Raw genomic sequence first — 20,613 nt, forward strand, 5'->3', positions numbered from 1 at the left:
CCATGTCTGTAAGACGTTTCTTTCTGGATATCTCACCACTGATCGAAAGCCGGGCATTCCGTTTTGCCTACTTCGCTCGGGCCGCGACTGTACTGGTTACCGGCATGTTGATGGTGGCTGCCAGCGTACAGCTCTATGAGCTGACCAAATCCAGTGTGGCCGTTGCTTTCCTGAACGTATCCATGGCCACCCCCATGGTGCTGGCACTGATTGCCGGCGGTGTCTTGTCGGACCGCATGGACAGGCGCAGCCTGATGGTCTGGTCGCGCAGTGTCTATATCCTCAGCGTGGTGCTGTTCCTGCTCAATACGCTGCTGCCCAACCCGCAGGTCTGGTTGATCTATGTGGCCGCTGCCATTGGTGGTGCGGCAGGCGGGATCAGCGTCCCGGCCATGATGTCGGCCACCCCTGCCCTGGTCGGTCGAGACAAGCTGGCCGCTGCGGCTGCCCTGTCCGGTTTGGCCATGCAGTTGGGCGGCATTATCGGCCCCGCACTGGCAGGCGTACTGATCTCCGGCCCTGGCCTGATTTTCTGCTACGTGATCGTGCTGTGCGGTGTCATCGTCACCCCTTTGCTCTTGCGCGCTCTGCCGCCCTTGCCTCCGCAAGCGGGCAAGCAGCCCCAGAAAAACGCCTTCCAATCCCTGCGCGATGGCCTTGCCTTTGTAGCCAGCCACCCTTTGCTGCGCGCCCTATTGCTGATTGATCTGGCCGCCCTGATTTTGGCCACGCCCTTGGCCTTGATGCCCGAGTGGGGCGACACCATTCTGAACATGGGCGCTACCGCCACCGGCTATCTCTACGCCGCCCCGGCGGTAGGTGCCACGCTGGCTGCCCTGTCCAGTGGCTGGTGCCGCCAAGTGTCCCGTCCCGGTGCCGCCATTGTGCTTGCCGTACTGATCTGGGGTCTGGCTGTTGCCGCCCTGTCCCTGCAAACCACCTTATGGTGGGCACTGATCTGCCTGGCCATCATGGGCGCAGCCGACACCATCTCCAAAATCATGCGTATGGCGCTGGTTCAGCACCACACCCCCGATTACCTGCTGGGCCGTGTTTCCAGCCTGTGGATGACGCAATACTCCCTGGGCCAGGCCCTGGGCAATATGCAAATGGGCTATCTGTCCCGCCTGCTTGGCCCTGCAGTCGCTGTGGCCGTAGGCGGTCTGGCTTGCGCTGCGGTCGCAGGTGGTTTCGGCGTGTTCAATCAAGGTCTGCGTTCAGCCCGCAAACAGGATGGCCCACCCCATGCCTGACATCTCGATTTTGTTCTACCCACGCCTGCTACACGCCTGTAGAAAGAGCTCCTACATGGACCGTCTTGTCGACCGAACTTTTATTTAGGATTAAAAGATGCTAATCAATGTCAATTGCATTCGTCGTACCCCCGCTGCCCTGCTACGCAAGGCCGGCCTGAGCGCAGCCGTCCTGTCCTTGTCCCTGGCCAATGCCTTTGCCGCTCCCGCCTTCGACCAGCCTGATGCTGACTTCCGTGGCTCCATGAATGCCGCTGGCGTGGTCTATGCAGGCAGCGAAGCCCAACTGGCAGGCCGTGGTTTTACGCCCGGCCAGGAAGTGATCCTGCTGCAAAACGGCCACACCCTGACCCCTGCCGCCCTGGTCGCCGATAAAGACGGCAATCTGAGCACCACCCTTGCCATTCCAGCCGAAGCCGCCGTTGGAGTGCACCCAGTGGTCATGCAGGTCAGCAAGCCATCGACCGCTGGCATCTTCAACCTGAAGGTTTCCCCTAAAGTTGAGCTGAGCGGCCAGGACAAATTTGAACTGCAATCCCAGCACCTGGTGCCCGGCTTGTACCAAAGCGCCTACAGCCCCAAGAACAACGTGCTGTTCGTGACTTCCGCCGTGGGCCGTCCCCCCGTCAAGCAATCGCAATTGGTCAAAGTGAACCCCAAGACCCTGGTCGTTGAAGCCAGCGTGACACCTGCCGCCCAAAAAGGCCGTGACGATGGTCAGGTTCAAGCCGTGTACGGTGTGGACGTGGACGACAAGCAAGGCAATGTCTGGGTCACCAACACCCGCAGCAGCTCCATCGCTGTGTACAGCCAGAAAGACCTGAAACTGGTCAAACAGTTTGAAGACGGCGTCGTCAGCCACCCACGTGATGTGGTTGTGGACGAAAAGACCAACCGTGCTTACGTGTCCTCGCCCGGCGCTGACACTCTGGCCGTGTTCGACACCAAAAAGCTGACTCAGTTGGACCCGATCGAACTGCAATCGAAAACCCGCAACAAGCCCGGCAGCATGAGCCTGATCCTGGACGCTGAAAAAGACCGTCTGTACACCGTCAGCGCCAGCACCAACGAGCTGATCATTGTTGACCTGAAAAACGGCAATGCGCAAACCGTATTCCCCGTACCCGGCGCACGTGGTCTGGCTGGTGTGTCGGTAGACAGCAAGAATGACCAGGTCTACGTAGCCGCCCAAGGCAGCGACAACCTGCTGATCATCAACGCCAAAGACGGTGCCGTTCAGCACGACATCAAGATTGGCGCTGGCGCCTTGAACGTAGTCTTTGATCCCAAGACATCCCTGGCTTACGTGGCCTCCCGCGGTGCGGGCACTGTGACGGCCGTGAACGGCAAAGGTGAAATCGTTGCCAACCTGGACGGTGGCAGCTTCCCCAACCACGTTTCCCTGGATGGCGAAGGCAATGCCTATCTGGTCAACAAATCCAAAGGTAAGGATGACCAGACCGCTGACCGTATCACGCGTATTCACCTGAAGTAAGCCGCCCAACGCGCCCCTTTCATAAAAAGGGGCGCAAAGGCAAAACCCTTGCCCTTAAAAAGGACTCCTATGAACAGCCGTATAGCCGACCAAGTCCGCCCCGCCACCATTGAAGAATGGTTAAGGCATTACCGGGCCGACAGCAGCGTATTTGCCTCTCCCACCGTCAGTTTGATGGCACACGGCACGGCACTGGAGCGGCATACCCATAATGCCCAAGGACAATTGCTGGCAGATGCCCAGACCTTGCTGTCACAAGCCGCACAACAAGGTCTGGACGCCCCCCTGCTACTGGGTGTGATTCCCTTTAACCCGGCCCGCGAAGCCTATTTGCGCGTGCCCAAGGAATACCGACGCGATCCCGTCTTGCTGCGCCCGGTCCAGCGACCACCGCTGGCCAAATCCGGTAACAGCATTGCCAGCCAAAGTCTGCTGCCCAACGGTGCGGGCTACGAAGACAGCGTCAGCCGCATCCTGGCAACGATGCGCGAACAGGACATTTCCAAAACCGTGATGGCCCGTACCGTGACCATCACGCTGAACGAAGCCCTGGATCGTCAGACTGTGTTGAGCAATATGCTCCACAGCAATCCGGCTGGCTATACCTATGCCCTCCCCCTGCCGGGCGGCAAGACTCAAGACCCGGATCTATTTTTTGGAGCCAGCCCCGAGCTGCTGGTGCGTCGCCAGGGCGATCTGGTTACCGTCAACCCGCTGGCAGGCACTGCCCCCCGCTTTGCCGACCCACAGCGCGACCAGGCCAGCGCAGAAACCTTGATGGCGTCCAGCAAAGACCTGCGTGAACATGCCTACGTGATCCAGGATGTAGTACGCATCCTGTCCCAGTTCTGCGACGGCCTGGACGTGCCCGACGGCCCCAGCCTGACCAGCACCGCCAACCTGTGGCACCTGTCCACGCGTATCAGTGGCCGTTTGCGCGACCCATCCGTCACCTCTCTGGAACTGGCATTGGCCATGCACCCCACACCGGCCGTGTGCGGTTTGCCCACCCAGCCCGCCATGCAGGCCATCGAAGCCACCGAAGTCTTTGATCGTGGCTACTTTGCGGGTGCCATAGGCTGGAACGATCACGAAGGCAACGGCGAATGGGCCGTGGCCATCCGCTGCGGCCACTACACCCGGCAAAATCTGACCTTATCGGCTGGCGCTGGCATTGTGGACGGCTCCGTCCCTGCCCTGGAGCGTCAGGAAACCGGCAATAAACTCATGACCCTGATCAACTCCCTGGGTCTGGCACAAGACATCACTCTTTAACGGAGACACGATTCATGACGATTCACGCCTTGCCCAGCTACGAGCTGCCTCAAACCCCCGTAGCCAACCGCGTCAATTGGCGGCCTCAGGCCAATCGTGCCGCCCTGCTCATTCACGATATGCAGACCTACTTTCTGCAGAAATACGATATGAGCCAGGCTCCGATCCCCATGTTGATCGAACGCATCGCGGCCCTGCGCGAGGTCTGCCACACGCTGGGCATTCCCGTGTTCTACACCGCCCAGCCTACCGAGCAGCCCGAGAAAGACCGTGCCTTGCTGAACGATTTCTGGGGTCCAGGCCTGACCGCCACCGAATTTCACACCCAGCAAGCCGTCGTGCCCGAGCTGACACCGGCCGAGCAGGACATCATGCTGACCAAATGGCGCTACAGCGCCTTCCAGCGCTCCAACCTGCGTGAGCAACTGCGCAATCTGGGCCGCGACCAGCTGATCATCACCGGCGTTTACGCCCACATCGGCTGCATGACCACTGCCTTGGAAGCCTTCATGCAAGACGTACAACCCTTCCTGGCCATTGACGGCGTTGCCGACTTCTCGCTGCAAGAACACCACATGGCCATCCGCCACGTCTCGCAACGCTGCGGCGTCAGCCTGACCTGCGCCGAAATCCAGGACAGCCTGCAACGCTAAACAGAGAGTACACATGAGCACACAAGAATTTGCAGGTGAATGCGTTGCCGTCACGGGCGCGGCCCGTGGCATCGGCGCCTCTGTGACCAAACTGCTGCTGGAGCGAGGCGCCAGCGTCATCGCCCTGGACCTGGACGTAGAAGGTCTGACCCAACTGAGCCAATCCGAATACAGTGATCGGGTTTCCTGCCACCTGGTCGACATCAGCCAGGCCGATGCCGTTGATGCAGCGCTGGCCCAAGGCCAGGAAAAACTGGGCCCCATCCAGCGCCTGGCCTGTGTCGCGGGCGTCCTGCAAATGGGCCGCATCACCGAACTGAGTAACGAGCAATGGGACCGCACTTTCGCCATCAACACCACCGGCGTCTTTAACGTCTGTCGCAACGTGGCCAAAGGCATGATAGAGCGCAAACAAGGCGCCATCGTCAACGTCAGCTCTAACTCCGCCGCCACTCCCCGCATCGCCATGGGCGCCTATGCCGCCTCCAAAGCTGCCGTCACCCAACTGAGCCGCTGCCTGGGCCTGGAACTGGCCCCACACGGTATCCGGGTGAACATCATCTCCCCCGGCTCCACCGACACCCCCATGCAACAAGCCTTGTGGGCGCAAGGTAGCTCGCGCGAAACTGTCATCGCAGGCTCCGGCGAGAACTACCGTCTGGGCATCCCCCTGCAGAAAATTGCCACTCCCGAAGAAATTGCTGAAGCCGTGCTGTTCCTGCTCTCGGACCGCGCCAGCCACATCACCCTATCTGACTTGCGGGTAGACGGCGGTGCCACACTGGACCAAGGCTAAACAGCCAGACGCAAAAAAGGGCGGCTTCTCCGCCCTTTTTTTATTGCCCTGCCCCGTCCTGAGCTACGTTGACACTTTTTCCCCTATCGGAAAAGAATCAATTAGGGCAAAGAGTCCGAAGTCGCCAAGGTCATTACGCGTCTGGCTTTTAAACTCCCCACCGGAAAACCCCAGATAAAAGCCTACGTACACTCACATTAGTGACCTCGCTGATAAGAACTGACCACATAAAGCCAAACCAAGAAAAAAACACAAGAAAACCGAATCATCTTGAGCATGGCTAAATGAAGCCAGGCTCAGTCAGAACAAATTCGGATCAAATCGGATCAAATCAGGTCAGGTCAGGTCAGGTCAGGTCAGGTCAGGTCAGGTCAGGTCAGGTCAGGTCAGGTCAGGTCAGGTCAGCATCAGATTAGCCCACATTACTGACAACACCCTACGGCACCATCCCCTAACCCAGTCAAATCTTCTGCAGTAGATCGAGCAACTCCAGTATTCCAAACGCCCCACCAACAACTGTTGAAAGCCGGTCCACTCAAGAGCACGGCTGCCATGCTGTTCGGGTCGGGGCAGGCTCAGGCGGGGCGGATCAGAGTGCTTGCCGCGGGCCTGAAATTGCGTAGGGATGCAAGGGGCCTGCTGTTTGAGCCAGGCGCTTGTACTTGGCCCGGGGGACCAAGTACCTGGCGAGTTCAGGCCCCGCCCGTAGCAATCTCAGGCCAAGGAAACTGGTGCGCAGCACCAGCAGGCGCTCAGCCCAGCCGGAGCCTGCCCCGACCCGAACAGCCCCCGGTCCACTCTCCTGAGCCTGTCTGTATGTAGCCCGTCCCTCACAGCTTAAGTCCAGGTGCAGCTACTTCTTCTCCTCAGCCGGAACCTCACCCTGCTCAATCCCAAACAAATGCTCCAGCCCCAACGCCAACGCATCCCGCCAAGCCACAAAATCATGTGCCGTCGCACTTTCCACGTAACGCACGTCATACCCTCGCGCCCGCAGCACATCATCCAAATGGCGATTAGCCTGCACCAGGCTGACATCCCGGCTGGAGCCAGAGGACTCAAATACCCCAGCACTCATGTAAATCTTCACTGGCACAGCAGGCGAGTCCGCCATCTGCCGCGTCAGCCACTGCCCGCGCGCCTGACCGGCGGGAGCCCACCAGAACGAGCCTGACATGCTCAAAACATTGCCAAACAACTGCGGCAATCGCCAGGCCGCATGCATGGCAGCCAAACCACCATAACTGGAACCACCAATCGCCGCCTTATCTGCTGTCGATTGCACACCCTGAGCACTCAACCAAGGCATCAGCTCCTTTTCCAGAAACTGAATATAAGCCTCATTCGGCGGCAACTCGCGTGCACGCTCCGCCATGCCTGGATTGTCCACCAGGACCAACCACATCGGCGCCACACGCCCCTGCGCAATCAAGGAATCCAGCATGGCAGGCGCGCGCGCCAAATCCCGATAGTCACGGCCATCAAACAAAATCAAGGTGTGATCAATTTCCTGAGCCCGAGTACCAGCAGGCTGATAAATCTGCACCTTCCGCTCCACACCCAGAGCCTCACTGGGCAAGCGTTCCGTACGCCATTGCCCCTGTCCCAACTGCTGCGACTCCAGATTCACCACCTGGGCCGGTGCCTGCGTCAGACGCAAGACCGAATCGCCATCAAACAGATCCTTGCTGTTCTCCGGCAACACCCTGAAATTGTGAGGATCCCGCTGCAAGGCCGCACGCAACACTTCACGCGCCAGATTCTGGCCTACATAAGGCACATCCGGTGCCATGCGATAGGCAAAGCGGGCATCACGCGGCAAATCGTAGGTGATGTACCAGATATCGGACTGGCCCAAACGATGCATGCGATCACTATAAGAGAAGGGTCCACCATGCAGACGAACCTCGTTTTGGGCCCCGCGCCAGACAAACGTGACGCGATCATGCGTATTGCTGTAGCGTTCCACCAAAGGCGAGCCGACACGCTGCACATAGTCCCAGAAACCGCGAGACGACTCACCCGCCCGCAAACGCATGCTCCACTGACGGATCACATCACCTTGCAAAGGCTCGGCCTGAACGGGAGCTTGAGGCGCCGTGACGGATTTCACCTGCCACTGGTACTCGCCCTGCCCCAGCACACGCAAACGATACTCGCCCGCCGTGCTGGCAATAAAACCAAAAGGACCACCTCGCTCCGGGGCATCCGCCCAATGACGAATCGCCTTGCCATCCGGGCCGAACAGCTCCAGCATCACATCACCACTGTGCTGCCAACTGCCTTGCACCAGATCATTGTGCTGCAAGCTCAGTATGCGTTCATGATGTTCGTGCGGCTGAACCTCACCCTGAGCCGAGGGCAGCGTAGCCGCCCAAGCCGACCCGAGCATTCCCACCATCAATACAGCAACAACAGGTGCGCGCAACATACATCCTCCTAAACGCCGGTTTGCCGCAGGACAATCCCAGTACCAAGAAGCAGTATACGATCAAAAATAATCAGCGCCCCCCTTGGCTGACGCGAGATGGCGCCATTGATCACTCCAGGCGGAAAGCCTGAATCAAACGATCCAGCTCTTGCACCTGGTCCTGCAATTCACTGGAGGTGTGTGCCACCTGGTTCACCATCTCCGCGTTTTGTTGAGTAGCAGAATCCAGCTGCCCCACAGCCACGTTAATCTGCTCGATACCAATCGTTTGCTCGCGGGTAGAAGCGGCAATCTCATGCACAATCGTCATCACTTGCGAACTACCCGTGACCATCTCATCGATCACCTCACCCACCTGCCCCATCAATCTGGCCCCTTCCCGAGTACTGTCGGAGGACGCTTCCACCAATTGAGCGATCTCCTGAGCAGAGGCCGTGGTGCGCTGCGCCAAGGCACGCACCTCACCGGCCACCACCGCAAAGCCTCGACCTTGCTCACCGGCCCGTGCCGCTTCCACAGCCGCATTCAAAGCCAGAATATTGGTCTGGAAAGCAATCGAGTTAATCACAGTCGTAATGTCTGCCACCTTGCCGCTGGAGTCACGAATCGCATCCATGCGGTCCACCAGCTCGCTGACCATCTGACCACCATGCTGAGCGGTTTTCTGCACCTGGCTGGAGACTTCCTCGGCACGCATGGCGTTCTCTTCGCTCATACGCACTGTGCCGGTCATCTCTTCCATGGCCGATGCCGTTTCCTGCAAGGCCGCCGCCTGCTGAGTGGTGCGGCTGGACAGCTCCAGATTGCCAGCGGACAGTTGCGAGGTATCGTCCGCAATCACTCCGCTGCTGTGCTGCAAGGTGCGCATGACGTCATTTAGCTTCAAACGCATCTGCTCGATGGACGCCATCACGCTATTGTCCGGAATCGAACGCAGGGAATGGGTAACCCGCAAATCACCATCGGCAATTGCTTGGGCAGCGCCATGTAAAACGGTGGGTTCGGCACCCAACTCGGCCAAAATCTGGCGCGCCAGAAACACCGTCACTGCCGACACCAGCACAATAATCAACAAAAACACCACCGAGGAACTGAACAGGCGGCTTAGAAAACTGTCCTTGATGTTATCGATATACACGCCCGAGGTCAGCACCCAGTCCCACTGGGCCACCCCTTTGCCATAGGCCAGTTTGGGCGCATTGCTTTTGTCAGTGAGTTTGGGCCAGTGATACTCCAGAAATCCTTCGCCGCCATTGCGGGCAATACGGCTCATCTCGGCAAAGGGGTGTACCCCATTGCTATCGACCACGGCACTGACGTCCTGGCCATCGAGATCCGGTCGGGTGGGGTTCATGATGGACACAACGTCAGTCGATAAAACCGACACATAACCTTCCTGTCCAAAGCGAATACTGCCAATGCGTTGCAGCGCCTGTTTTTGCGCCTCTTCCTTGCTGAGTATGCCTTTGCTGACCAGTTGCTGGTAGTCCTGCGTAATGCTCACGGCAATATTGACGATATGCTGCAAACTGCTTTTTCGCTCTTGCATCTGTGCCTGATAGAGCTGGTAGTTCACAAACGTAAAAACCGCCGCCAAAGCCATCAAACACAAGATCAATGGCAACCACAATTTCTGTCTCAAACCCAAACGCATCATATTCCCCGAGCAGCACTGAAAAGACAGGTCCCAGGTATGCAAAAACCGACCGTGTCAAAACGGTCGGCCTGCCAGGAGGCCCCATCGAACAAGCTGGGTAACGGCCTCGGGCTTAAAATACTTAACTAAAGTTACATATGGAGATAATTGATACTAAGGCGGCTTACAAAACACTACCGCTCAAACGTCGGGAAGCATCGTGACCTTGACCAAAAGAGGGCTCACTGCTGGCTAAAGTCAGCAAGAAACCGTCTTCAGACATTAACTCCGAGGTCAGGCGACCCTGGTAATGGCCCAACTCCAGACTCAGCGCCAGATCACGCTGCTCTAGGTTATCGACGCCTTTAATGACCAGCTCAAAACCCTGTTCGCTCAGCAAATGGCACCCGGTTTCCAGCAAAGCCTTGAAGGTGGACTCACGGCAGGCGCGCTGAATGACCTCAGCTTCCAGCTTGACGCCACTAATCGGCCAGCCCCGCAAGCGGCTAAGCTTATGGTTTTCAATGTCAGTGCTGGTCAGCCAGACCTGAATGTCCTGCTCTTTCAGGAACTGCAAGGCCTGGATCAGTTCCGGCGTTTCTTCCAGCTCCTGGTCGCTGAACAAATCCAGCTCCACGCAGCAAGGCTGTAACTCAAACTGACGCAACATAGCCGGCATGCGCTTATAGATAGGAAGCACCATATCGATAGGCAGTTTCAGGCCAATATGGCTGGCGCGCAGCGAATAGTCTTGCCACCAGCGACGCACATCGGCCATCAAAGTGCGCAGCATCCATTCACACAAGGCCTGGCGGTGAATCGAGTCCAGCATATGACGCAGCACCAGATCCGAGGACAGGCGCAGACCGGTGGGCGCTGTCCAGAACACCTGGGCATCCACGCCACTGTACTGGCCAGTACTCGTGGCCACACGCAACTGATAAGAAAAAGACAGCGCTTCACTAACCTGAGGATCGAGCACATCCAACGTTTCCAGCGCGTGCAACAGTTCCAGCGGCGTAGGCTGGGACGCTTCCTGCTCGATGCGCGGAGTGTAAAACTCCATAATTTCGGTGTCTTGCAGCTCTTGCTGGGCGATTAATTTACCCGTAAAGGTATAACCCCAACCATGCACCGACTTGATCGGCAAAGCCACACCCGCCTGGCTGGCCTTGCGGCGCAAACGGCTGATCAAAGAATCCACGGCACGGCTGTCGCTAGCAGCCAGACCCTTGTCACGCATCAGGTCTTCACGGCTGAAACGGGCATCCGCATGCCGTATAAATGCATCCATTAATTGACGCTCGCTATGCGTCAGCTCCAGGCCCACACCATTAGGAGCTACCAGGGTCCAGCCCTTATCACGCAGGATCCACTCCTGCTGCCCGCTATGTTCCTGAACCTCTTGCATCGCCTGGGAGGCACTCACGGCAGCATAAACATTACGGCGGCGCACGGCATGGCACCAGGCCATCAACTCGGGAACTTGCACATCCAGTGCCAGACAGGCATCCGCCCCCGTCAGCAACAACTGTACTCGCGCACTGGCAGACAGGCCGGACTGAACGGCCACAATACCCAAAGAGCCAAAGTCATTGCGCAATTTGGCCACCATCAACGGCACGTAGCCCGCCTCAACGGGGAACAACAGCAGATCAGCCTGGCTCAGGCGTGCCTCGGCGACCTGCTCCAAGGAGCTGACAACGCTTGTTTTGGTACCGAAAACCCGCAGTTGCTCCAGCCAGTAGTGCAAGCCCTCGCCTTCTTCCAAAACAATCAACACGCAGCGTGCATGTTCCATAAGCGCCTACTATTTAATTATTGCCAGCGCTGCGATGATCCAAGTGCAGGCCGACAATACTATTTTTTATCAATAGTTGGAATTATCACTTCTAGAATACAGAGCACAAAGTAAAGAATGGTCAAATGTGGCTTTTGAAATTTTTTGTCTTCAAAATAACGCCAGCCTTACCCTATGAACCAGATCGGGATTATTTTCCAACACTGATTTCTTAAAATACCCATCTCACAAATAATTATAGTTTTCATAACACACGGGTATAAAAAACCCGCTCGAAAGCGGGTTGCTCTAGCTCAAGACTGGCTGGAATAGTTATTGGACAGCGGCCTGCAGACGGGACTGCAGCTGGTCAACAGGTAACCAGCCATCCACACGACTGCCATCAGCAAAATAAATAGCCGGTGTACCTTGGATGCGCAGTTTCTGCCCAGCGGCCAGTATTTGATCCAAGGGATGTTCACACGAGGCTTTCTCGGGCCGAGCTCCACCCCCCATCCAGTCGCTCAGAGTTTTAGCCGGGTTCTGTGCACACCAGATATCCTCGGCTTTACGGCGGCTATCGGGGCCCAGGATGGGGAACATCAGGCTATAAACCGTAATATTGTCGATCTCCTGCAAAGTGGTATGCAGACGTTTGCAATAACCACAATTGGGATCTTCAAAAACCACCATTTGGCGACTCCCATCGCCTTTCACCAGCTTAATGGCTTTATCCAGCGGTAAGTCATTCAGTGAAACACGGCTGAGCTCCTGCATGCGTCGCTCGGTCAAGTCAATTCGATTTTTACTATCCAGCAAAGAACCCTGCATCACAAAATTGGCCTGCGGATCGGTATAAAGCAAGGTTCCGCCTACCTCCACTTCCAGCAGATTGGGAAACGGTGTGGCACGAATACCATCCACCGTCACGCCCGGAAAAACCGCCTCAAACGCTTGGCGAGTAGCCTCGAAACGCGTGTCTATTTTGGCAGGGCCGGCTGCCTGAGCCAGGCCACACAGCGACAACAGGGCCAGGGCCAAGACAGAACGAAGGTGCAACATCATGACGTACTTCCTTTGCTAATCAACAAGGCTCTAGCGGCCTTAGAACAGGAGAGCGCCTGGTTTGATTCCAGCCGCATGAGCAATCAGGCGGCGTTTGACCCAAGGCAGGCGGTCCACCACTTGCATACCAGCATTACGCAACATGGAGATCGGAGCCCCCGGTGCCGCAAACAGACGGTACAGACCATCGGTGGCAGCGCGCATGGCCGCAATCGGTTCAGCGCGAGCGCGCTTGTAGCGATTGAGCACACGCATATCACCTACCGAATAATGCGGGCCGCGCTCGGACAACACCTTGATCAGAGCTTCGATATCGCCCAGACCCAGATTCAATCCCTGACCGGCCAAAGGATGCACGCGATGCGCCGCATCACCGACCAAGGCCACGCCGGGCGACACCAGGCCACTACGCTCAAAGGTCAAAGGGAAACCGTGTACCGGGCTACGCAAGCTTAACTGCCCCAAACGGCCATTCGATAAGGAGAACAAGCTGTTTTGCAGATATTGCGCCTGCTCCTCTGAGGGCATGGCCAACACTTTGTCGGCCTGCGCTTGCGGCACAGACCAGACCATGGAGACTTGCGGCTTGCCATCCACATCCGGCATAGGCAACAGGGCAAGAATCGAATCGCCGGTAAACCACTGCAAGGCAACTTGCTGATGTGGCCGCTCTACATTGAAGTGGGCCACCAAACCGGCATCGCCATATTCACGTCCGTGGTGCTCAATTCCGGCTGCAGTACGCAGTCCCGATCGAGCCCCATCCGCACCTACAAACAAGTCCGCAGTGATGCGTTTTTGCCCGGCAGTCACAATGGTATTGCCTTCCAAACGCTCGAAGCGGTCTTCAATCCAGGGCACTCCAAATACTTGCAGTGCCTGATACAACGCCTGCTCCATCTGACCGGACTCAACAATCCAGGCCAAATAGTCCTGCGCATCCTGCCAGGCATGCAAATTCAGACAAGCACCGCCATCACCATGCACTTCCATGGCCTGCACCGGCGAAATGCGCTGGGCTGACATCAAGTTCCAGACACCCAGTTGCGCCAAAAAACGCTGACTGGCCACCGAGACAGCATAGACACGGGGGTGATACTGCCCGCCCGCCAGCTCCATAGGCTTGTAGGCGGGGGACAAGATGCTGACATCAAACCCGGCCTTGCGTAAACCCAGGGCGCTGGCCATACCGGCCAAGGCCCCACCACACACCACAATCCGTTCTTTATTCATCGCGCGCTCGGTTCTCCTGCCTGACGTGGCCACAGCAGCCACATTTGCCCCTGCTGCTTCATGCGTCCGGCCTGTGCACCCGCCTGATCGCCCGTACCCCAGTACAAGTCGGTACGTGCAGGCCCCTTGATGGCCGCACCCGTGTCCTGGGCAAAGACCAGCCGCTGCAAAGGCTGCTTAGTTGCAGGTTGCGAAGTGGCCAGATACACCGGCGTACCCAAGGGTACATAAGTGGGGTCAATAGCAACGGAGCGCAGGCCAATCAAAGGAATGCCATAAGCGCCTTTAGGCCCCAGTTCCGGGTCCACAATGGCCTCTTCACGAAAGAAAACCATGGCCGTATTTACATTCATCATTTCCTGAACACGGTGCGGATTGCGCTTGGCCCAGGCTTTGATGTTTTGCATGGAGGTCTGGGCCAAAGGCATCTCGCCCTGCTTGGCCAGCCATTGGCCTACGGAAGCGTAAGGGCGTCCGTTATGATCGGCATAGGCCAGGCGTACGGCACTGCCATCAGGCAGTACGGCACGGCCCGAACCTTGAATCTGCAAGAAAAAACCTTCTACCGGGTCTTTCGCGTACACAATCACGGGCGGCTGGCGCTCCGACTGGGCCATGATCTGTTCGCGCGTATCGTACGGCACAACGCGTTTGCCCACTTGCTTGCCACGAATACGCTTGCCAGCCAGCTCGGGATATAAACTGCCCAGATCAATCGTCAACAAATCATCCGGCGCAGCGAACAGCGGCCACTGATAGCCAGCGCTGCGAGTACGGGAAGCCTGGAGCAAAGGCTCGTAATAGCCTGTGACGGTGTTTTGAGCCACCTTGCCATCGCCTGTCAACAAGCGCCAGGGCTGCAACTGTTGCTGTAGAAAATTGCGTACAGCCGCCGTATCTTTGGTGTCAGCGTTCAGGCCCGCAGCCGCCGCAGCTTGGCAGACAGGCTGCCAGGCACGAGGGTTGGCACGAGCAGGCATAGCCAATGATCCACTGACCGGACGCATCAAACCCTTGCAGTTATTGATAAAGCCTTTCCAGACATGATCCAGCGAATCGGCCTGCCAGCCTGGCAAGGTTGACCAGTTCACGGCCTGATAGCGCCCCGCCAGCGCCCGCGCCGGGGTTTCCGGCAAAGCCGACAAGGACGGCACCTGCAAAGGCTGCAAGGCGATATCAGGACCACTGTCTGCGGTGCCCGGAGCCGTTGACGAAGAGCCCTGATCCACAGGCGTGGTTGAACAGGCGCTTAATGCCAGCAGTACGGCTGGCACGCAATAAATTAACTTCATGGCTGGATTTGGCCCTTAGTGCAAGGTACGGGGGGAGGAAAGGATGAACTCCTGGATGAGGACCTCAAAGGGCACACCATTTTCACCTACACATTGATAGCTGCCACGCATGGTGCCAAACGGTGTATTTAAGGGACAGCCACTGGTGTACTCGAAGGTCTCGCCGGGAGCGAGCACCGGCTGTTGTCCCACAACACCCAGGCCACGCACTTCCTGAACCTGCTGATTGTCGTCCGTAATGATCCAGTGACGACTGATAATCTGGGCCGTCTGCTGTCCATTGTTGGTAATCCGTACGGTATAGGCAAACACGTATTGGTTACTCTCGGGCTCGGATTGCTCAGGCAGGTACTGGGGCGTGATTTGCACCTCAATATCGTCAGGCTTCATGATGGATTCCAGGTTACGGCTGTACAAATACGGGGCGCTGCACAGCCCCCCGCTTGAAACTATAATGATGACATATGGCCACGATTTTCGTGATGTCTAATCTTTACGGCACCTATTATGTCCCAAGCCAGCACCACACGTATCGCTCCCAGTATTTTATCGGCTGACTTCGCCCGTCTGGGAGAAGAAGTCCGCAATGTCATTGCCGCCGGAGCCGACTGGGTTCATTGCGACATCATGGACAACCACTTTGTACCCAACCTGACTTTCGGTCCCATGGTCTGTGCTGCGCTGCGCCCCCACACCACCGCTCCCATCGACGTACACCTGATGGTAGAACCCGTAGACGCACTTATCCCTGAATTTGCCAAGGCGGGTGCCGACTACATCAGTTTTCACCCCGAAGCCTCGCGCCACGTGGATCGCACGTTATCGCTGATCCGTGACCACGGCTGTAAGGCCGGCCTGGTGTTCAACCCGGCCACCCCGCTGAACTGGATGGATCATTTGATGGACAAGTTGGATCTGGTCTTGCTGATGTCCGTTAACCCTGGCTTTGGTGGCCAGGCTTTCATCCCCAGCGCCATGGACAAGCTGCGCCAGGCCCGCGCCCGCATTGATGCCTGGACGGCAGAAGGTGGCCAACCCATCCTGCTGCAAATCGACGGCGGTGTGAAAGTGGACAATATCGGGGCCATTCGTGCTGCCGGTGCTGACACCTTTGTGGCCGGTTCCGCTATTTTTGGCCAGCCCGACTACGCTCAGGTCATCCGCGACATGCGTGCTCAAATCGCTTTGGCAGAGCAAGCTTAAGTGCAATGCCCGGCCCGCCAACAGGCAGGGCCGCTGCAAATCCCAGCCACCTTATCTACTGCAGCATCGTACTGCGGTTGTAGCAGCCTTGCTGCATCGTATTGTCTGGCCGACGGCGCTCCACAAACAAGGCATTACCCTGCACCCGTTTGGCCTGCGCCTTGGCTGAACTGGCCAGCTCCGCAATTAAAGAGCCCGAATACAATTCGGGCTCTTCAACAGTAACGACACCTAAAGACAGGCTCACAAGCGGGTGAAACACCAGCACACCCTGGCGGTTCTCAGCCAAATAACCGCCTGCTTGCCGGTGCTCCATTCGATACAAGGACTCCAGCTCTTTTTCCAGCTCGTCCAAAATACCTTGGCAGCGCTCAGCCCAATCCGGGCTGGTAAACACCAAAATAAAATCATCTCCCCCCACATGACCCACAAAGTCCATGCGCGCAACGGCATATCGAGTAAAGAGCTCTGCCATGGAACGCAGTAACTCATCTCCTTTGCGATAGCCGTATAAGTCGTTATAGGGTTTGAAATGGTCCAGGTCCGCGTAACATACGGCAAAGCTCTGTCGATTACGCAACAAACCCTCTATATGCTCATCAATGGGCACATTGCCCGGCAATTGCGTCAATGGATTGGCATAGCGGGCCGTCATAATCTGAATCTGCGTAATTTCACGCATGAGCTCCACACTGGAGCCCAGGCCCAAATATTCATCCGCACCGGTGATGATGAACCCATCACTCAGGGCCTCGCCCTCGCCCTGCGTCATCAAGGTGCCCAGCTCCAGCAGACTGGTATCGCAGTCCACAATCAATGGCGGCGTTTCAATAAACAAGGAGCATGGCTTATTACCATACAGTTCGCGGTGATAAGGACGTGCCAATTGGTCGTAAAGCTGACTACGACGCAAAATCCCCGTTGGCCTGTCGCCCCGCAACAAAGCCACCGCACTCAAATCAGGGCGGCTTTGAAAGAGTTCATAAACGCGATTGGTCGGAGTGTGGTCCGGAACAGCCGGCGCCGCACGCAGCAAACGCCGCACACTCATCGAATCCCGGCCCTGCACTTGGCGCTGGGCCCGCACGGTGGAAGGGCCAAACAAAGCAGCCTGGGCCGGTTCCAATTGAGGGGGAGGGTTGGGTTGGGGCCGACACAGCAAATAACCTTGGCCGCAGGTCACACCCAAATAACGCAAGGTGCGCAATTCCGCCCCAGTTTCAATTCCTTCGGCAATCACAATAGAGTGCGCGTGATTGGCAATATCGCAAATGGAGCGCACCAACTGCTGCTTGAGCACATCGGTATCAATATCGCGCACAAAATATTTGTCGATTTTGACGTATTCGGGCCGCAACTCGGACCACAAACGCAGCGAGGCATAACCTTCGCCCAGATCATCAATCGCAAACTGCAGGCCTTCTTTTCGATATAGCTCAATTGCCTGATTCAAATAATCGTAGCTGTCGGTGCGCTCGGACTCGGTCAGCTCGACCACCACGCGGCTCCAATCAATACCATCGAGTTGTGGCATGCCTGTACGCGGTTCAATGCGGGCCGAGGGCAACAGCCCCATCACGACATCCGGACTGGAATTCAGAAACAGTTTGCCGGCCAAACCCTGCTGGTTAAAGCTATTGACCAAAGTATGGCAACATAGCTCTTCCAGATCCCATAAGCGCCCGCACTGTCGGGCAGCGTCAAACAAGGCTAGGGGCGAATAAAAACTGGTGTCCTTCGGACCTCGAATCAAACCCTCGTAACCCAGAATCAAGCCAGACTGCAGATCTACAATAGGCTGAAACACGGGCGTAACTTGTTTTTCTAAGAGAATCTGATGAAATGTCTCGAACATCATTCTTCCGCTCCTAGGGCCTTTCTGAACAGACCATCGAAAGCCAATCTTGTACCAAAATACGGTTTGCTCACTAAATTGATAAGCCCGCGCGCAGTAAGGAGCTTTAACATGATGAATCAAACGAAATGAAAACTCGATTTTCCGGAAACTATTTCTGCTCGACCTTAACAGGAATTTGACAATATTTTGTCACAAGCTCGCTACAAAAAGATGAATATTTGCTCTGTACTGTTTGATTTGGATGGCACCCTTCTGGACACCATTCCTGATTTGGCCTCGGCATGTAATGCCATGCGCATTGACCTGGGTTTGCCTGCGCTCCCCGAGGAGCGTATCGCCACTTTCGTGGGTAAAGGCTCGGAAAATCTGGTCCGGCGCGCCTTGACAGACCTGCCAAATCCCCCCGCCCACTACACCCAGGCATTGGAATCATTTTATTACCATTACCAATTGTGTAATGGCCAACACAGCCGCCTGTATCCCGGTGTACTAGAAGGATTGAACGACTTTAAAAGCCAGGAGTTGCGTCTGGCTGTCGTCACCAACAAGCCTGAACAATTTGCGCGCCCCTTGCTGGAACAAACTGGCTTAAGTCCCTATTTCGAGCTGATTGTGGGCGGCGATACCTGCCCGCGCAAAAAGCCCGATCCCATGCCTTTTCTATACGCCTGCGAGCAAATGAAACTCGCTGCTGAACAAGCTTTGGTCATTGGGGACTCCATGAATGATGCCCAGGCAGCACGCGCAGCGCATATCCCCGTACTGTTGGTGCCCTACGGCTATAACGAAGGCAAGGATGTGCAAACCCTGGATTCCGATGGTATAGTTGCCTCTATTGCCGACGCCGCCATTTGGCTGCGCAACAAAAGCAACCCCATATTTACGTCATAAAATTCATGTCTACTCGCACTCACGCATCCACAATCTACGGCGCTTATTGGCGCTGGTGGCGTTCGTGTATCGGGTAGATATAACCTTGAAGTCTGGCGTCCCTGCAAAGTAGTACACAGCGGACCGCCTCCAGGAAAATAAGCCCGGTAATCACAACGACCGGGCTTTTTTTTGTTTCTGTCCGGCTCGTCGTACCCACTGACCCTCGAGATCCCAATGACAGAAATAGAATTCAATGCCCTAGCAGCAGAAGGCTTTAACCGCATTCCCCTGATTGCGGAAACCTACGCCGACCTGGATACGCCCCTGTCGATTTATCTGAAACTGGCGCACAACGGCCCTGAAGGGGGGCGTTACAGTTGCCTGATGGAATCGGTTGTGGGCGGCGAGCAATTCGGTCGCTATTCCTTTATTGGCTTGCCCGCCCGTACCGTGATCCGCAGCTATGGCCGCCATACCCAAGTGCTGCACGATGGCAAGGTTGTCGAAACAGCCGAAGGCGATCCACTGGAATTTATCGAGCAATTTCAGGCTCGTTTCAAAGTCGCCCTGCGCCCTGGCCTGCCCCGCTTTGCAGGTGGCCTGGCCGGTTACTTCGGCTACGACACCGTGCGCCACATCGAACCGTCTCTGGGCCCGAACCATAAACCCTTCCCTGCCGATCAGGAAGAAGGCGTGCCGGACATCATGTTGCTGCAAGTGGACGAGCTGGTGATTGTGGATAATCTGGCTGGCCGCACTTACCTGCTGGTCTACGCGGACCCGGCCCAGCCCGAAGCCTACGTACTGGCCAAGCGCCGTCTGAAAGAGCTGCGTGAAAAGCTGCGCTCACCCGTGGTGATCCCTTACGCCTACGCCAGCATGCAAACCGAATGCGAGCGCGACTTCAACAAAGAGGATTACCTGAAGGCTGTCGCCCGCGCCAAGGACTACATTGCGGCAGGGGATCTGATGCAAGTGCAGATCGGCCAGGTCATCACCAAGCCTTTCCGCGACTCGCCCCTGTCCCTGTATCGCGCCCTGCGTTCGCTGAACCCATCGCCCTACATGTACTTCTGGAACTTCGACGACTTCCAGGTTGTGGGCGCATCGCCAGAAATCCTGGTGCGTCAGGAAGAACACCGCCAGGATGGTCGCAACCATGAGCGCGTCACGATTCGTCCTCTGGCCGGCACCCGCAAGCGCGGAGCCACACCTGAAGCCGATGCCGCGCTGGCCGCCGAGCTCAAGTCCGATCCCAAAGAGCGCGCTGAACACCTGATGCTGATCGATCTGGCCCGTAACGATATTGGCCGCATCGCCAAAACCGGCACGGTTCAAGTAACGGACACCATGGCGATCGAACGTTACTCGCACGTGCAGCACCTGGTCTCCAACGTCTGCGGTGAACTGCAAGACGGCATGAGCCAAATGGATGTACTGCGTGCCTCCTTTCCCGCTGGCACCCTGACCGGTGCCCCCAAGGTGCGTGCCATGGAAGTGATTGATGAACTGGAGCCCGTACGCCGTGGTGTATACGGTGGTGCGGCCGGCTACTTGAGCTACTCAGGCGAGATGGATCTGGCTATTGCGATCCGCACCGGCGTCATCAAGGACGGCATGCTCTATGTGCAAGCCGCTGCCGGTGTTGTAGCCGACTCCGATCCCGAAAAAGAATGGCAAGAGACCGAGGCCAAGGCACGTGCGGTTATCCGCGCGGCCGAACAAGTGCAATTCGGTCTGGACGAACCTATTTAATCGCCTGACTGCCCC

Annotated in this window: 16 protein-coding genes; 8 read left to right on the forward strand and 8 right to left on the reverse strand. The window is 56.9% G+C overall.

Annotated elements, in window-relative coordinates; genetic code table 11:
• Positions 1-2: 2 nt before the first annotated feature.
• From entS to CA948_RS13540, 5 genes are all read left to right on the forward strand, one after another.
• Positions 3-1,253, forward strand: a complete 1,251-nt coding sequence (gene entS, locus CA948_RS13520) for an enterobactin transporter EntS (protein WP_108728281.1) — start codon at positions 3-5, stop codon at positions 1,251-1,253.
• A gap of 97 nt (positions 1,254-1,350) precedes the next feature.
• Positions 1,351-2,748, forward strand: a complete 1,398-nt coding sequence (locus tag CA948_RS13525) for a YncE family protein (RefSeq protein WP_108728282.1) — start codon at positions 1,351-1,353, stop codon at positions 2,746-2,748.
• A 69-nt stretch (positions 2,749-2,817) separates the two neighbouring features.
• Positions 2,818-4,023, forward strand: a complete 1,206-nt coding sequence (locus CA948_RS13530; RefSeq protein WP_108728283.1) for an isochorismate synthase — start codon at positions 2,818-2,820, stop codon at positions 4,021-4,023.
• Between the two features lie 14 nt (positions 4,024-4,037).
• Positions 4,038-4,676 carry an isochorismatase family protein gene (locus CA948_RS13535; protein ID WP_108728284.1) on the forward strand — a complete coding sequence of 213 codons (639 nt, stop codon included), beginning with the start codon at positions 4,038-4,040 and terminating at the stop codon, positions 4,674-4,676.
• Positions 4,677-4,689: 13 nt separating this feature from the next.
• Positions 4,690-5,472, forward strand: coding sequence for a 2,3-dihydro-2,3-dihydroxybenzoate dehydrogenase (locus tag CA948_RS13540; RefSeq protein WP_108728285.1), 783 nt, complete (start codon positions 4,690-4,692; stop codon positions 5,470-5,472).
• An 853-nt stretch (positions 5,473-6,325) separates the two neighbouring features.
• On the opposite strand, the gene CA948_RS13545 is transcribed toward CA948_RS13540, so the two are convergent.
• The 7 genes from CA948_RS13545 to apaG form a co-directional block, all read right to left on the reverse strand.
• Positions 6,326-7,903, reverse strand: coding sequence for an alpha/beta hydrolase (locus tag CA948_RS13545; RefSeq protein WP_108728286.1), 1,578 nt, complete (start codon positions 7,901-7,903; stop codon positions 6,326-6,328).
• Between the two features lie 109 nt (positions 7,904-8,012).
• Complete coding sequence (locus CA948_RS13550; protein ID WP_238988596.1) at positions 8,013-9,545, reverse strand: methyl-accepting chemotaxis protein; 1,533 nt, start codon at positions 9,543-9,545, stop codon at positions 8,013-8,015.
• Positions 9,546-9,723: 178 nt separating this feature from the next.
• The gene (locus CA948_RS13555; RefSeq protein ID WP_108728288.1) at positions 9,724-11,340 is read right to left on the reverse strand and encodes an EAL domain-containing protein; all 1,617 of its coding nucleotides are present in this window, start codon (positions 11,338-11,340) and stop codon (positions 9,724-9,726) included.
• Positions 11,341-11,652: 312 nt separating this feature from the next.
• Positions 11,653-12,384: a DsbC family protein gene (locus CA948_RS13560; protein ID WP_108728289.1), complete on the reverse strand. Its 732-nt coding sequence runs from the start codon at positions 12,382-12,384 to the stop codon at positions 11,653-11,655.
• 39 nt (positions 12,385-12,423) lie between these two features.
• Positions 12,424-13,617, reverse strand: coding sequence for an FAD-dependent monooxygenase (locus CA948_RS13565; protein ID WP_108728290.1), 1,194 nt, complete (start codon positions 13,615-13,617; stop codon positions 12,424-12,426).
• Positions 13,614-14,909: a murein transglycosylase A gene (gene mltA / locus CA948_RS13570; protein ID WP_108728291.1), complete on the reverse strand. Its 1,296-nt coding sequence runs from the start codon at positions 14,907-14,909 to the stop codon at positions 13,614-13,616. Before mltA ends, CA948_RS13565 begins: the two co-directional genes overlap by 4 nt.
• Positions 14,910-14,924: 15 nt before the next feature.
• Positions 14,925-15,299: a Co2+/Mg2+ efflux protein ApaG gene (gene apaG, locus CA948_RS13575; RefSeq protein WP_094195355.1), complete on the reverse strand. Its 375-nt coding sequence runs from the start codon at positions 15,297-15,299 to the stop codon at positions 14,925-14,927.
• A 117-nt stretch (positions 15,300-15,416) separates the two neighbouring features.
• Here apaG and rpe point away from each other — a divergent pair, with 117 nt between their 5' ends.
• Entirely contained in the window at positions 15,417-16,112 is a 696-nt protein-coding gene (gene rpe / locus CA948_RS13580) for a ribulose-phosphate 3-epimerase (protein ID WP_094195354.1), read from the forward strand.
• Between the two features lie 55 nt (positions 16,113-16,167).
• Here rpe and CA948_RS13585 read toward each other — a convergent pair whose 3' ends face one another.
• Positions 16,168-17,970, reverse strand: a complete 1,803-nt coding sequence (locus tag CA948_RS13585) for a GGDEF domain-containing protein (protein WP_094195353.1) — start codon at positions 17,968-17,970, stop codon at positions 16,168-16,170.
• Between the two features lie 210 nt (positions 17,971-18,180).
• Here CA948_RS13585 and CA948_RS13590 point away from each other — a divergent pair, with 210 nt between their 5' ends.
• Both CA948_RS13590 and trpE read left to right on the forward strand, forming a co-directional pair.
• Positions 18,181-18,861, forward strand: a complete 681-nt coding sequence (locus CA948_RS13590) for a phosphoglycolate phosphatase (RefSeq protein ID WP_230018843.1) — start codon at positions 18,181-18,183, stop codon at positions 18,859-18,861.
• Positions 18,862-19,077: 216 nt separating this feature from the next.
• Complete coding sequence (gene trpE / locus CA948_RS13595) at positions 19,078-20,598, forward strand: anthranilate synthase component I (RefSeq protein ID WP_108728293.1); 1,521 nt, start codon at positions 19,078-19,080, stop codon at positions 20,596-20,598.
• Positions 20,599-20,613 lie beyond the last annotated feature (15 nt).

Source organism: Alcaligenes aquatilis, assembly GCF_003076515.1.
GTDB classification, from domain to species: Bacteria; Pseudomonadota; Gammaproteobacteria; order Burkholderiales; family Burkholderiaceae_B; genus Alcaligenes; species Alcaligenes aquatilis.

Bases quoted from the DNA above. Each gene is read 5' to 3' on its own strand.
- CA948_RS13535 (WP_108728284.1), top strand. From the start codon at position 4,038: ATGACGATTCACGCCTTGCCCAGCTACGAGCTGCCTCAAACCCCCGTA.
- mltA (WP_108728291.1), bottom strand. From the start codon at position 14,909: ATGAAGTTAATTTATTGCGTGCCAGCCGTACTGCTGGCATTAAGCGCC.
- CA948_RS13560 (WP_108728289.1), bottom strand. From the start codon at position 12,384: ATGATGTTGCACCTTCGTTCTGTCTTGGCCCTGGCCCTGTTGTCGCTG.
- entS (WP_108728281.1), top strand. From the start codon at position 3: ATGTCTGTAAGACGTTTCTTTCTGGATATCTCACCACTGATCGAAAGC.
- CA948_RS13530 (WP_108728283.1), top strand. From the start codon at position 2,818: ATGAACAGCCGTATAGCCGACCAAGTCCGCCCCGCCACCATTGAAGAA.
- CA948_RS13565 (WP_108728290.1), bottom strand. From the start codon at position 13,617: ATGAATAAAGAACGGATTGTGGTGTGTGGTGGGGCCTTGGCCGGTATG.
- apaG (WP_094195355.1), bottom strand. From the start codon at position 15,299: ATGAAGCCTGACGATATTGAGGTGCAAATCACGCCCCAGTACCTGCCT.
- CA948_RS13525 (WP_108728282.1), top strand. From the start codon at position 1,351: ATGCTAATCAATGTCAATTGCATTCGTCGTACCCCCGCTGCCCTGCTA.
- CA948_RS13590 (WP_230018843.1), top strand. From the start codon at position 18,181: ATGAATATTTGCTCTGTACTGTTTGATTTGGATGGCACCCTTCTGGAC.
- CA948_RS13540 (WP_108728285.1), top strand. From the start codon at position 4,690: ATGAGCACACAAGAATTTGCAGGTGAATGCGTTGCCGTCACGGGCGCG.
- CA948_RS13555 (WP_108728288.1), bottom strand. From the start codon at position 11,340: ATGGAACATGCACGCTGCGTGTTGATTGTTTTGGAAGAAGGCGAGGGC.
- CA948_RS13585 (WP_094195353.1), bottom strand. From the start codon at position 17,970: ATGATGTTCGAGACATTTCATCAGATTCTCTTAGAAAAACAAGTTACG.
- CA948_RS13545 (WP_108728286.1), bottom strand. From the start codon at position 7,903: ATGTTGCGCGCACCTGTTGTTGCTGTATTGATGGTGGGAATGCTCGGG.
- trpE (WP_108728293.1), top strand. From the start codon at position 19,078: ATGACAGAAATAGAATTCAATGCCCTAGCAGCAGAAGGCTTTAACCGC.
- rpe (WP_094195354.1), top strand. From the start codon at position 15,417: ATGTCCCAAGCCAGCACCACACGTATCGCTCCCAGTATTTTATCGGCT.